This is a genomic window from Pseudofrankia saprophytica (assembly GCF_000235425.2).
Lineage (GTDB): Bacteria > Actinomycetota > Actinomycetes > Frankiales > Frankiaceae > Pseudofrankia > Pseudofrankia saprophytica.
Map to the genome: position 1 here is coordinate 3,728,092 of NZ_KI912266.1, position 12,329 is coordinate 3,740,420.

Here is a 12,329-nt window from a genome sequence, read left to right on the forward strand (position 1 = left end):
ACCTGCCACGGAGCGTCATGACCACCACCTCGCCCACCGAGGAACACGCCGCGGACATCGCCACCCGGCTTGGCCGCCTCCACGTCCGGATCATCGGATCCGGCCGGCCCACCGTGCTGTGGCCGTCGATGTTCGTCGACAGCCACACCTGGGACCGGTTGCTGCCCCACCTCGTCGGCCGGGAGCGGCAGTTCTTCCTCGTCGACGGCCCCGGTCTCGGGCGCAGCGAGCCGCTGCTGCGCCAGAGCACCATCACCGAGGCCGCCGACGCCGCGCTCGACCTGCTTCGAGGCCTCGAGGTGACGACGCCCGTCGACTGGGTGGGCAACGCGTTCGGCGGTCACGTGGGCTTCAAGCTCGCGGCGCGACCGGGCGTCCTGCGCAGCCTCGTGGCGATCAGCGCGCCGGCCGAGCCCATCCCCGCCGGGCAGCGCCGCCAGATCCGCCTGCTGCTGCCGCTGCTGCGCACCGTCGGTGCGACGGGCCCGGTGCGTTCCGCCGTCCTGGCGGCGATGCTCACCGAGGCTGCCGCGGCCGACGACGAGATCAGGCGCATCGTCGTCGAGAGCCTCGCGCGCCCGACCCGCCGAAGCCTGGCGGGCGGGGTGCGGTCCTTCATCCTGAACCGGGCCGACGTCACCGCCGAGCTCGCCGATGTCCAGGTGCCGAGCCTCTTCGTCGCCTCCGACGACCGCGGCGACTGGTCTCCCGAGGACGCCGCCAGAGCGGCCGAACTGGCCCCGTACGCGTCCGCGGTCACCGTGCCGGCGGCACGCACCCTCGTCCCGCTGGAGCAGCCGCGGCGCCTTCTCGAGTACATCGACGAGTTCTGGCGAACCCTCGGTGACGTCCCGGCAGAGCCGTTCGCGGGCGGCCGTCGACCCTAAGGACCGTGAGGACCGTGAGGACCGTCAAAGCTAGAGACGGCCCAGCAGCTCGGTCTTCTTGGCGGTGAACTCGTCGTCCGAGAGCACACCGCGCTGGTGCAGGTCGCTCAACCGGTCGATCGTGGCCAGGATCGTCTCGGGGTCCGTGCCACTGGCGGCAGCCGGCGGGGCGGGCTCGGGAGCGCTGACGACCGGGTCGGAAGCGGGCGCGGGAACGGACGACGGCGGCAGGCTGTCCACGGTGAAGGTGCCGTGCTGGCTGGAGAAGGACAGCGTTCCGGGCGCGGCGCCCTGTTGCTGCTGCACGCCGCCGATGACGTGGTCGAGCGTGTCATAGGTCCGGACCGGGCCATCGCCGCTCTGTACGGCCAGCCGCCGCACGGCCGGAAAGACCGCGTATCGGGAGTCGTTCTGGCCGCCGACGGAGCTCGGCTGCCCCAGCTCGGCAGGCCACCAGGTGCTCAGGTTCGCCAGGGTGCTCAGGTTCGCCGGGTGGACCGAGCCGGGTCGCCCGCCGGCGTGCGCGGGCTCAGGCGCGTACACCTGCGTCGAGGCCAGCAGGCTCGACAGCTCCGCGGCGAGACCGCTGACCGTGGCCTTCAGGCCGTGGTTGAACATGTCGCCGACCATCGTCATGCCGCCGGCCATCCACTGCCCACTGCCGCCGAGCTCGGGATGGGAGAACTGCGCCCGGGTGCCGTTGCCCGCCAGCACCGCCGCCAACAGCGTGCGCACCGCGTCGGTGCTCACGCCGTACCGGTGAGCGAGATCGGCGACGGCCTGCTCGCCCTGGCCGGTCAACGCGCGCATCGTGGATCTCCTCGTGCCGTGAGGCTCGCCGCGCGGCCCACTCGCTCAGGTTCCGGGGACGTCCCAGATTGTTTCTCACCTCGCGGGCGAATTTCTCATGATCCGAGGGGCGGGCACCCAGCCGGTCCACATCCACCAACCACCCAGGACGGTCGACACGCAGGGACGCCAGAGCCCGAGCTGGGCCACCCTTCTGACGCAATTTTTCGCCCCGAGCTCAACCCCACGGGTACCTGCCGGCGTTTAGGACCGCGAACACCACGACGGCGGCCTGGCGAACAACCGGGCAACCGGAGACGACGGTGCCCGAGCAGGAGGCGGCGACGCGTGCGCGATGACGAGGAACGGGCGTTCGAGGAGTTCGTCGAACGCACGGCGGACCGGCTGCTGCGCTCCGCCGTGTTGCTGACGGGCGACCGCGGCGCCGCCGAGGACCTGCTGCAGGGCGCCCTGGAACGCACCTACCGCCACTGGCGCCGGATCGGTGGCGACGCGCCCGAGGCCTACCTCCGCCGCGCCCTGGTGAACGCGGCGACCAGCCGCTGGCGGCGTCGGCGCTTCCACGAGGTGCCCCTGCTCACCGACGGCGGGTGGACGGCCGACACCAGCGTCGCCGACCACGCCGAGGCGCTGTCGCAACGCGACGGGCTGGTCCGGGCGCTGCTGACCCTGCCACCGCGGCAGCGTGCAGTGATCGTGCTGCGCTACCTGGACGACCTTTCGGAGGCCGACGTCGCCGCCGCGCTCGGTTGTTCCGTCGGCTCGGTGAAAAGCCACGCCTCCCGCGGTCTCGCCCGGCTGCGCGAGAACACCCACCTGGCTGCCTCGGCACCCGGTACGGCCGCCGCGGGTCCGGCCCACGGCGCCGTCCCCCACCGGTCGACGGCCGGCCGGGCCAGCACACCAACCCGAGCCACCGTCACCGCCGCCGACGGCGATCCCGGGGCGACCGCGAACAGGAGCATGCCGTGACGACGACCCCCACCTCACCGTTCGAACGGACGGTCGCCGACGCGCTGCACGCCGCCACCGCCGGAATCAGCGCCCGCGGCGGCCTGGCCGACGCCACCCGCCACCGCTATCGGCGGCGGCGCGCCCGGCTGACCGCGGCCGCGGCCGCGCTCATGGTCGTGGTCCTCGTCGTCCCCGCCGGCCTGCTGCTGCGCACCCACGGCGGTGCCCGCGTCGTCCCCGTCACGACACCGCCGGCCACCGCCTCCGCCCAGCCGGGTGGGGTGCCCACGGCCGTGCCGCCGACGCCGGCGCCCGGCGTGTCCGGCCCCGTTGTCGGCGCCGTGACCGTCGCCTGGCTGCCAGCTGGCCTGCCGCTTGTCGGCACCTCCACCGGCACCGGCGTCACCGTGAACGACACTCGCCCCGGCGTGCGGGCCTACCGGGCCGACTTCTCGGCGATGATCGACGGGCGGGTCGGCTTCGTGGCGGTGCGGGCCGAATGGGGGCCGACCGGCAGCCTCGACGACGTCGCCACCCGCGCCCGCGCCAGCGGTTCCGGCTTCGACTCCTACTCCGAAGCGACGGTGCGCGGTCATCCCGCGATCCAGCGGGGCAACGCCTCCAAGCAGGAGTTCGGGTTCACCTGGATCGAGCGTGACGGCCTGGTGCTCAGCGTCGACGGCGGCACCCCGATCACCCTCGACGAGGTCCGGCACGTCGCCGAGGCGCTGGTCGTCGACACCGGCCCGCCCGCGGCCACCCCGGAGCTGGACGCCGCGATCCAGGCCGCGGCCAGCCGGGCGCTGCGGGCGGGTGTTCCGGCCGTGGAGGCGATCGGTGCCGTCGACACCGCCGACGCGCCCGCGCTCGTCGCCGCCCGGCTGTCCTTCGCCGCCCGTTACCCGGGCTTCGCGAGAACCGCCTCCGTCCGACTGCTGGCCACCGCGCCCCGCGCCGCGGACCGGGTCGACATCGTTCTCACCGTCACCTTCACCGATCCCCGGCTGTCGAGGTTCGTGCCGGGGACGTCCGGTGGCACTGCCTCCCGCACCTTCCCCGGCGAGGCGGTCCGCACCCCGACCGGCTGGAAGGTCACCGAGGCAACCTATTGCCAGACCATCTCGCTGTTCTGCAAACCCTAGGCGAGGTGGTCTGCCGGCTCTGACACCCGCGGACCGCCGGAGCTGGCGATCGCCGCAGAAGGCGGGGCGCTGGTGGTCCAGGAGCTCAATCGACCAGCGGGTCTGTCCATCGCGGACCTGCCGACGACTGCGCGGTCCCCGCCGTCGCGGTCGAGATGGTTCCGGCGTACCGCGCTCGGGCCGCCGCGACCTCGGCGGCGTGGGCGACGGACCACTGCAGCAGGGCGTCCAACGGAGCACGCAGGGTGACGCCAAGTGCGGCGAGCTGGTATTCGACGCGGGGCGGAACCTCGGGATAGACGGTTCGGGTGACGAGCCCGTCCTGCTCGAGATGGCGCAGCGTCTGGGTGAGCATCTTCTCGCTGATCCCCTCGATCCGGTTGCGGATCGCGGCGAACCGGTGCGGCCGGCCGTCGGAGAGTTCGCCGAGGATCAGGACGGTCCACTTGTCGCCGATGCGGTCGAGCAGGTCGCGGGAGGGGCAGCCTCGCGCGTACGGGTCACACGTCTGCGCGTCGATCGTCACGCCGCGACGATAACAGAACCGCCAGCATGGTTAGTAGCTTACTTCAAGGTGGGTACTTCCCAATGGAGAGTGTGCGGCATTGGGTGGTGGGGACAGCGTGACCACCACGAAAAGAGTAGATCGTGTCCCTTGTGATCACCGGTGCGACCGGGCAGCTCGGCCGACTCGTCATCGATCAGCTCCTGGCGGCGGGCGTGCCCGCCGGGCAGCTCGTGGCGACCGGTCGTGACGCCGGCAGGCTCAGCGCGCTCACCGCGCGGACCGGGGTGACGACCCGTCGGGCGGACTTCGCCGACCCCGCCAGCCTGGCCGAGGCGTTCCACGGCGTCGAGAGGCTGTTGTTGGTCTCGACCACGACCGTCGGGCACCGGTTCGACAACCACCGGCGCGCCATCGACGCCGCGGTGGCGGCAGGAGGGTCGCTGGTCGCCTACACCAGCGTCCTGAACGCCGGCGCCGCGCGGACGCGACTGGCCGCGGAGCACCACAGCACCGAGCAGTACCTGCGGGCCGGCGCAATTCCGTTCGTGATCCTGCGCAACGGCTGGTATCTGGAGAACTACACCGACCAGCTGCCCGCGATCCGCCAGCACGGGGTCCTGCTGGGCGCCGCCGGGAACGGCCGGGTCAGCGCGGCCGGCCGGGTCGACTACGCCGCCGCCGCGGCCGCCGTACTCACCGGCGACGGGCACGCCGGCGCGACCTACGAGCTTGGCGGCGCGGCGTTCACCCTCACCGAGCTCGCCGCCTCGTTCTCCGAGGTCCTGGGCACGCCGATCGCCTACCGTGACCTACCGACCGACGGATATGCCGCCGCGCTGGCCGGCGCTGGGCTGCCGGCCGAGCTCGCCGACGTGCTGGCCGACGCCGACGCCGGGCTGGCCCGCGGCGAGCTGTTCACCGACCGCCACGACCTGCGCGACCTCATCGGCCGGTCACCCACCACCAGGCTGCGGGCCATCCACGCGGCCGCCGGCGCCGCGGGATAGGATTCGCCGAGATCTTGTACGCCCGCGCCGACGCATGACTGGCGTCGGCGCGGGCATATATGCGTTCGGACATGGATGGCTCGAAAACGACGGCTGCGCCCACCGGCCAGCGCACCCTCTGCTGGTCGTGTCCCGTCATCCGTCGGATCGAGGAGACCCGGTGGGCAGACAAACAGAACAGGTGAAACGCGCATCGCAGGGATTCTGGCGGCTCCCGGAACGGGAGCTCGACCGGCTGGTCGAACTGGCGCGCAAGACGGACAGGGTGGAGCTCAAGCTGATCGTGCCGGAAACCGCGCACGAGGCGGTCCGTGAAAGTCTGCGCATCAGCTTTCGCAATGCCCGCCGGCAACGTGTCTACTATTTCGACACCCCCGACCGGATGCTTTTCCGATGCGGCGTCATCACCAGGGTCCGCCGGATGCCGGACCGCCACGACGACGCGGTCGTGAAACTACGCCCCGTCGACCCCGCCGCCATCTCGCCTGCCCTGCGCCGGTCCAAGCGTTTCACCGTCGAGATAGACGGCATGCCCGGCAGCTACCTTTGCTCGGCGGCGCTGAAGAGCCATCTCCTGCCAGGTCACGTCGAACAGGTGGCGCGGGGAAAGCTGCCGCTGCACCGGCTGCTCACGAAACCGCAGCTGCGCCTGCTCACCGCGCACCTCCCGAACGGCGTCCGGCTCGGCGAACTCGTGGCGCACGGTCCCGTCGACGCCCGCCGCCGCACGCTCGTCGTTCCCGGTGACAGCCGTCGGCTGCTCGTCGAGCGCTGGACGTTCCCGGACGGCTCCCAGCTCCTGGAACTGTCGACGCGCTGCCGCCCGGAGGAGGTCCTGCATGCCGCGGCGCGGACCGCGACGGTCCTGCGCGATCACGGTATCGACCTGACCGGCCCGCAGCAGACCAAGACCGCCACGGCCTTGGCCTACTTCCATGCGCACCCGTCGATGACCTGAGAAAGGTCTACGGGTGCGGGAGCGCCGGCCGGGAGAGCGCGTCCGGCTCGGGGGTGCGGCAGACGGCCTCCACGTTGTTGCCGTCCGGGTCGCGGACGAAGGCGCCGTAGTACGACGGGTGGTACTGCGGCCAGAGCCGGGCGCTGTGCAGCACCTCCGCGCCGGCGGCGACCGCGGCGGCCTCGAAGGCGCGTACGGCGGCGCGGTCAGGGGCGGCGAAGGCGATGTGCACCTCCCGAGCGGTCCCGGCCGTCGTCACCGGCCCGATCCAGAAGGTTGACGCGTCGACGCCGAAGCCGACGACGAGGCCGGCGCCTCTGTCGAACTGCGCCTGCCGCCTGCCGCCGAGGGGAGCCAGAACGACGTCGTAGAAGTCGGCGCTCGTCGAGACGTCGGATACCTGAAGCGCGATGTGATCGAGCATGCCATCCAGTCTTCCAGGCCGGTCCGGCGGTTTTCGTCTCGAGAGCCACGCGGCGGAGGTGTCCGGTTTCCCGCCGGGACGCCGGGCATGCGCGTCGATTGATCGCGCATTAAGGGAATGTGACGGCGGGCACAGTTCGAATGGTGTGCCTGTCCGAAATGCCGGACCGGGTCGGCTGGCGAACCCGCTACCTGCGTCGTTGTGTATCGGTTTGAAATCCACCGGTGGACCAACTGTGGCCAGCCTTCCGGAGTCCAATGGGCTGATCGTGGGCCAAGTGTGGCCTGGCGTATGCAAAGGCGTCTGCACGGGCGTACTGTCCGTAGACAGATCGCTACAACGAAGTGGCGATCAGGCCCGCCGAAGCTATCGGCGCGCACGACGGGTCCGGGTGAAGGCGGGGGGACGCAGTCCCCCGCCTTCCCTGTCTTGGGAGGTATGAATGCTGGCTGCCGTCATCCTCGCTCTGGCCGCGCTGGCACTCGCGGCCGTGGCGGCCGCCGGCTCGGCGACCACCGCGCACAGACTCCGGCGGTCCGCCGACCTTGCTCGAGTACTGGCCGTCATTCCCCGGCGCTGTCCTGACTGCGGCCGCGGCTGGGATGACAGCCGAGCGCTACGAGGTCCATGCGCCTCGACGCACCGAGCCGTGGCGTCCCTACTGCTACCCCCCAATATCTCCTGACAGCGGTTCCAGGGCCGTCTGATGCCGCGGCCGCGGGAACGGATTTCCGACGGAGGAAGGTCGTTACTCCTTCTCCGTGGCCGACGGCCAGAATCGGCGATCCCGTCACGTGGCCCAACGATAAACCCGTGGTTCCGTGACCGGCGGATGTGACCGGCGGATGTGACCAGCAGACCGAGCTGCCGCCTCCGCAACGCCGGATATCTCGGCCAGTGGCCAGTTACTCAGATCCCGCAGCCGTGCGCCTGGCCGGGTGTTTCCCCTCTGGGCGGCCGATGAGCTGCCTGTCTCAGCGCCAGACCGTCGTCGCGGAGCGCCCTGCCCGCGCCCCGGTTCAGCCGTCTCCCGGACGCTTCTGCCCGCAACCGAGAGGACCGCCGACAATGACCGTGAACGCCCAGGTATGCACCCATCCGCTGACGTTCGTCCGCACCCAGCGGGGCTGGACCTATCAGAAGCTCGCCCGGGTCGTCGCCAAGAGAGCCCGCGATCTCGGCGAGGGGAACATGGCTGCCGAGCGGCAGAAGGTGTGGCGCTGGGAGCACCGCGGCGTCGTCCCGGACCGGGTGTCCCAGCTGGCGCTGGCGACGGAGCTGGGAGTGCCCACCGAGCGGTTGGAGTCCCATCCCTGGCCGTCCTGGCTGCCTACCGGCGACAACGTCCGGCTCGACTACCCCTGGACCCAGGTTGGCAGCCTGACCGCGCTGACCGACGTCGTCCAGGACGCGGTGACCGACCGCCGTGGCTTCCTGACCATCAGCGGCCCCGGCGTCGCCGCACTCGCGGACGAGTGGCTGGGGCTGGAGCCGGTGCACCTCGCTGGCGCGTTGGACGGCGGTCTCGTCGACGAGCAGATCGTGCACCGGATCGCGCACAGCATTCCCGGCCTGCGGGTGATGGACGACCGGCTCGGCGGCGCAAGCGTGCGCCGGCTCGTCGACGCGGAGCTCGGGGTGGTGACGGAGCTGCTCGCCCGCGGCCGCTACACCGAGCGGATCGGCCGAGAGCTGCACGTCGTGGCCGCCGAGCTCGCCCGGTTCGCCGGCTGGGTCTCCTTCGACGCCGGGTTCCAGACAGGTGCGCAGCGCTACTGGGTGACCGCGCTGCACGCCGCGCACGCCGCCGGTGACCGCCTGCTCGGCGCGAACGTGCTGAAGAACATGTCGCTGCAGTGCGTCGACCTTTCCCAGCCCGTCGAGGCGATCGGGCTGGCCGAGGCGGCCGTGCGCACCGCGGGCGCCACCACCGGCCGGGTCGGCGCGATGCTGCACATGCGCAAGGCCCGGGCGCACGCGGCGCTGGGCGACGAGGTCACCTGCATGCGTGAGCTCAGCCTCGCCGAATCCGCGTTCGACCAGGAGACGACGCCGGAGCCGGCCTGGGCGTGCTACTTCGACGAGGCCGAGTTCCAGGCTCAGGTCGGCTGCTGCTACATCGACCTCGGTCGTCTGCTGTCAGCCGACGGATGGCTCAGCCGGGCACAGGCGGCCCATCCGACCGAGAAGGTGCGGGACCGGGCGACGTACCTGCTGCGCCGTGCGGGCGTGCAGATCGACCTGGGTGACGTCGACGCCGGCTGCGCGCTGGCCGCTCAGGCCGTCCCACTGCTGACGGTCACCCGGTCCCGGCGCAACGCCCGGCGCGCCGACGAGGTGCGCGCCCGGCTGCGCCAGCACGCGTCCCTCCCCGCCGCCCGCGATCTCGAGCGGCGACTCGCCGAGATCACCACCGGCTGAGGCGGCAGCCGGGCCGCGGCGCGCGGAAAGGAACGGCGCGCGCACGCCTCGGCTGCCGCGTGACCTGACGCGGCGGCCGGCACCGTGGTGTTGAGATGATCGCGGTGACAGCTGGGCATCGACCGCCGGCACCGTCCGCGCAGGATGGGACGCGGCGGACCGGAGAGAGGCGAACGTGAATCTCAGTCTCGGGGTTTTTGACGTCTTCGCCTACTCGACTCCCGGCTCGCTGTACCTCGCGTTGCTGCTGTATGTCCTGGACCGGGCGTCGTGGGTCGACCTCGGGCAGGTCGGCGACCTCAACTCCACGCTGCTGATCGCGGGTGGGATCATCGCCAGCTACCTGCTCGGCCAGCTCACTTATGCACCGCGCCGGTTTCTGGGGCGGCGGATGCCGCGGTGGCTGGGCCGCGGGCGCAGCGCTCGGCGGGAGTTCCTCGACCGCTTTCCCGCTGCCCAGTCCATGGCGTTCGTCCAGGTCGACCCGGCGCTCGTCTTCGCCGCCATCGAGGTCAAGGCGCCGGACTCGGCGGTTGAGATAAGCCGGTTGCGGGCCAGCGGAATAGCGCTGCGTAACGCCGGGCTTGCGTTCCTTCTGTCGGCGGGCGTCGCCGCCGTCGAATTGATCGTCGGTAGTGAGCGAGGTCTTGCCGCGTTCTGCGTGGGGGCCTTCCTCGTGAGTTTCGTCGGTGCGACGCGAGTAGGGCACGAGCTGTCCCGGTGGGCAGCCCTCAAGACCCTCGAGGTGGCGTTCTGGCTGCCCGACGTCGAAGCCACCCTGGCCACGACGTCGCCGGTCCCACCGCCGCGGCCGTCGCCCGCACCGCCCGCACCGCCGGGCCTGCCGGGGCCGCCGGGCCCGCCATAGTCCATCGAGTCCGGCGCGGAGGCTCGCGGCTCTTCGGGGTAGGGCGAGCGAGGCCCGGCCGGGCTGGCCCAGGCCGGCGTGCCGCCGAACGTGTACTGCGCCCGAAGGCCGGCCGTCCGGGCGCCGGCGACCAGGCGGACAGGAACTCGTACGGCAGCCGCCGCCACCGCACCGGCCGCCGGCTCCGGTGCCGCGAGCCTCAGTGCGGCGGGCTCTGGTGTCGCGGGTCGAGGCGCCTGCTCGTCCTCGTCCCTCGGCCGCCGGCTCGGGCTTGGGCGGCCGCTCGTCGGCACGCGCCTCGGCCCATACCCGGTAGAGCGCGTCGAGCTCGCTCCGGCTCGCGCCGCAGGCTACGGCGATCTTCTCCACGACGCCGTAGCTCGGCGGGACCGCGCTGCCGAGGCAGTAGCGGTTCAGGCTGGACCGGCTGATCCCGGTGCGCCGCTCCAGGGAGGTGTACGTGCGACCGCTGCGTTCCCGGAGGTGCTGCAGCAGTTCCGCGAGAGCGCCGGACGGTGCCACTCGTCAGGGTCTCCTCTGATCGACGGGAAGGCCCACCGACGGATGATGACAGGAGCCGGACCCCGGCCGCTTCCATCGGAAGAGGCCTGGAACGGAGCTACGCCGTGGGCTCCCAGGCGAGCCAGGCCTCGTCGCCGTCGTTCGCGAGGAGCAGGGCACGAGCCGAGGGCTCGGCCGACGGCTTGCGCGCCACCCGCTCGGTGACCAGGGCGCGGGCGAGGCCGGCCTGCCCGGACCTTGTCGCCGCGGCCATCAGAGTCAGGTCGATGATGTCGCGCTGCGCGTGGCTCCCACCGACCACATGGGCCTCGGGGCGGATGTCGATCAGGAGGTCCACGGTGGCCGCCGGCTCGCCGGCGGTGAACGCCGAGAAGGCGGTGAGCAGCGTACGTCCGGCCCGTTCGGCCGCCAGTCTGTTCGTGGGGGCGGTCGGGTTCTGGTTGGCGGCGACGACCTGCGCCGCGCGGGCGTGATCGCCGGCGAGCCCGAAGGTCATGACCGCGTGCCAGTCGTTGAAGAGGTAGGTCGATGCACCCACCAGGTCGGAGATGTCCGCCGCGAGCGCGGCCGCGCGGCCGGCGACGTCCTTCCCGTACAGCGCCAGCCGCCACAGCAGCGCCGCCGCGTCGACGATGTCCAGCCATTCGGTGGACCTGACCGCGCGGATCCGCTCGTCGTACAGCGCGAGCGCGTCGTCGGCCCGGCCCAGCTCCAGCAGGTACAGCCCGAGATGCCACCAGTTGTGCACCGCGAAGTAGCTGTTCCGCCAGTCGGGAGCTGAGGAGGTCAGGAACGACACGCCCGGGTCGAGACTCCCTTCCATCTCGAACACGTGAGCCAGCGCGTGCACGGCCCAGACGTCCTTCGGGTCACGGGCAAGGGCGCGGCGGGCCGCGTCCCGCGCTCCTGCGTAGTCCGCGTTCTCCTCGAGGCCGAACGCGTACATGCCCTGGACGAACCCCCAGGCCGGGTCGCTGTCCGGCCAGGCGGGAAGCACCCGCGCGACGACGTCGCGCAGCTCCTGGCGGTTGCCGAGAAAGAAGCAGAGATCCTGCGCGACCTTCAGGGCCAGCAGGTCACGGGGGTTGGCCACCAGGGCGCCCCGCAGCGCGCGGGTGGCCGCCTGCCAGTCGCCGTCAGCCCAGGCCCGAGCGGCGGCCAGGTGGTGGGTCTCGCGCGGGGCGACTGACGCGGTCGGGGCGACCGGCCCGGTCCGCCTGATCGGGGCCTCGCCGGGGCCGGCCGCGTCGGCCTCCAGCGGCTTGAGGAGAGCGCTGGCCTCGGCGACACCGTCCGCGGTCGTGGCATAGAGCGACAGGTAGGCGCGAAAGATCCGAGCGAGCGCCAGGTCGCCGTCCGCGGCGATCGCGGCCTCGGCGCCCCCGACCGGGTCCCCGGCGAGCGAGACGAGGTCCTCGATCGCCTGGTCCAGCAACGTGATGGCGGCCAGGTCGGTGGCCTGCACCGGGACTCCCCAGCGGTCCGTGAAGGTCTCGCTCATGGGGCAATTATCAATCGCTCCGGGGGAGCGGGCATGACCAAGCCCCGAACGTCAGGCGGCACTGCCGCGATCGAGGAGCGTGGCCTGTTTGAGTGGGTCTCGGGGAGGACGCGGCGCCCGACGACGGCAGAGGCCAGCTCGTCGAAGGTGACCGCCGCGGTCGGCACCTCCCGTTCGCCCGCCGTGCCGCGCCGCCGAGGCTCCGCGTAGGACGTGCACATAGCTGAAACGCTGTTCTGTGCCTTCGGGCCACGGGATCTGTCAAGAAATGCCAGCTCTGTTGACTGACCGAACCCACGGCCTCGGTGGAAAAGAACCTAGATCTAG

The 12,329-nt window shown here is 71.9% G+C and carries 11 protein-coding genes and 1 pseudogene; 7 read left to right on the forward strand and 5 right to left on the reverse strand.

What is annotated here, in order from left to right; all coding sequences use genetic code 11:
• The first annotated feature begins 17 nt into the window (after positions 1-17).
• The gene (locus FRCN3DRAFT_RS44650; RefSeq protein WP_007515743.1) at positions 18-887 is read left to right on the forward strand and encodes an alpha/beta fold hydrolase; all 870 of its coding nucleotides are present in this window, start codon (positions 18-20) and stop codon (positions 885-887) included.
• A 30-nt stretch (positions 888-917) separates the two neighbouring features.
• Here FRCN3DRAFT_RS44650 and FRCN3DRAFT_RS0215555 read toward each other — a convergent pair whose 3' ends face one another.
• On the reverse strand, positions 918-1,697 hold the full coding sequence (locus FRCN3DRAFT_RS0215555; protein ID WP_007515742.1) for an SHOCT domain-containing protein: 780 nt from the start codon (positions 1,695-1,697) through the stop codon (positions 918-920).
• Between the two features lie 327 nt (positions 1,698-2,024).
• On the opposite strand from FRCN3DRAFT_RS0215555, the gene FRCN3DRAFT_RS44655 reads away from it, so the two are divergent.
• Positions 2,025-2,669, forward strand: a complete 645-nt coding sequence (locus tag FRCN3DRAFT_RS44655; protein ID WP_007515741.1) for a SigE family RNA polymerase sigma factor — start codon at positions 2,025-2,027, stop codon at positions 2,667-2,669.
• The gene (locus FRCN3DRAFT_RS0215565; RefSeq protein ID WP_007515740.1) at positions 2,666-3,793 is read left to right on the forward strand and encodes a hypothetical protein; all 1,128 of its coding nucleotides are present in this window, start codon (positions 2,666-2,668) and stop codon (positions 3,791-3,793) included. The genes FRCN3DRAFT_RS44655 and FRCN3DRAFT_RS0215565 overlap by 4 nt, the downstream gene beginning before the upstream one ends.
• An 85-nt stretch (positions 3,794-3,878) precedes the next feature.
• On the opposite strand, the gene FRCN3DRAFT_RS44660 is transcribed toward FRCN3DRAFT_RS0215565, so the two are convergent.
• A complete protein-coding gene (locus FRCN3DRAFT_RS44660) occupies positions 3,879-4,319 on the reverse strand; it encodes a winged helix-turn-helix transcriptional regulator (RefSeq protein ID WP_007515739.1) in 441 nt (146 codons plus the stop codon).
• A gap of 122 nt (positions 4,320-4,441) precedes the next feature.
• Here FRCN3DRAFT_RS44660 and FRCN3DRAFT_RS0215575 point away from each other — a divergent pair, with 122 nt between their 5' ends.
• Entirely contained in the window at positions 4,442-5,308 is an 867-nt protein-coding gene (locus tag FRCN3DRAFT_RS0215575; RefSeq protein ID WP_007515738.1) for an SDR family oxidoreductase, read from the forward strand.
• Positions 5,309-5,468: 160 nt separating this feature from the next.
• Complete coding sequence (locus FRCN3DRAFT_RS0215580) at positions 5,469-6,266, forward strand: CYTH domain-containing protein (RefSeq protein ID WP_007515737.1); 798 nt, start codon at positions 5,469-5,471, stop codon at positions 6,264-6,266.
• 7 nt (positions 6,267-6,273) lie between these two features.
• Here FRCN3DRAFT_RS0215580 and FRCN3DRAFT_RS0215585 read toward each other — a convergent pair whose 3' ends face one another.
• Complete coding sequence (locus tag FRCN3DRAFT_RS0215585) at positions 6,274-6,690, reverse strand: VOC family protein (protein WP_007515736.1); 417 nt, start codon at positions 6,688-6,690, stop codon at positions 6,274-6,276.
• 1,068 nt (positions 6,691-7,758) lie between these two features.
• Here FRCN3DRAFT_RS0215585 and FRCN3DRAFT_RS0215590 point away from each other — a divergent pair.
• Entirely contained in the window at positions 7,759-9,111 is a 1,353-nt protein-coding gene (locus FRCN3DRAFT_RS0215590; protein ID WP_007515734.1) for an NsdA family TPR-like regulatory protein, read from the forward strand.
• Between the two features lie 175 nt (positions 9,112-9,286).
• The gene (locus tag FRCN3DRAFT_RS0215595; protein WP_007515733.1) at positions 9,287-9,979 is read left to right on the forward strand and encodes a hypothetical protein; all 693 of its coding nucleotides are present in this window, start codon (positions 9,287-9,289) and stop codon (positions 9,977-9,979) included.
• Positions 9,980-10,306: 327 nt separating this feature from the next.
• Here the strand turns inward: FRCN3DRAFT_RS0215595 and FRCN3DRAFT_RS57720 are convergent.
• Positions 10,307-10,501, reverse strand: a pseudogene (locus tag FRCN3DRAFT_RS57720) (helix-turn-helix domain-containing protein); the annotation flags it as partial.
• Positions 10,502-10,598: 97 nt separating this feature from the next.
• Positions 10,599-12,002 (reverse strand): tetratricopeptide repeat protein, encoded by a 1,404-nt coding sequence (locus FRCN3DRAFT_RS0215600; RefSeq protein WP_007515732.1) that lies wholly within the window; start codon positions 12,000-12,002, stop codon positions 10,599-10,601.
• Positions 12,003-12,329 lie beyond the last annotated feature (327 nt).

Bases quoted from the DNA above. Each gene is read 5' to 3' on its own strand.
- FRCN3DRAFT_RS44650 (WP_007515743.1), top strand. From the start codon at position 18: ATGACCACCACCTCGCCCACCGAGGAACACGCCGCGGACATCGCCACC.
- FRCN3DRAFT_RS0215555 (WP_007515742.1), bottom strand. From the start codon at position 1,697: ATGCGCGCGTTGACCGGCCAGGGCGAGCAGGCCGTCGCCGATCTCGCT.
- FRCN3DRAFT_RS0215585 (WP_007515736.1), bottom strand. From the start codon at position 6,690: ATGCTCGATCACATCGCGCTTCAGGTATCCGACGTCTCGACGAGCGCC.
- FRCN3DRAFT_RS0215590 (WP_007515734.1), top strand. From the start codon at position 7,759: ATGACCGTGAACGCCCAGGTATGCACCCATCCGCTGACGTTCGTCCGC.
- FRCN3DRAFT_RS0215600 (WP_007515732.1), bottom strand. From the start codon at position 12,002: ATGAGCGAGACCTTCACGGACCGCTGGGGAGTCCCGGTGCAGGCCACC.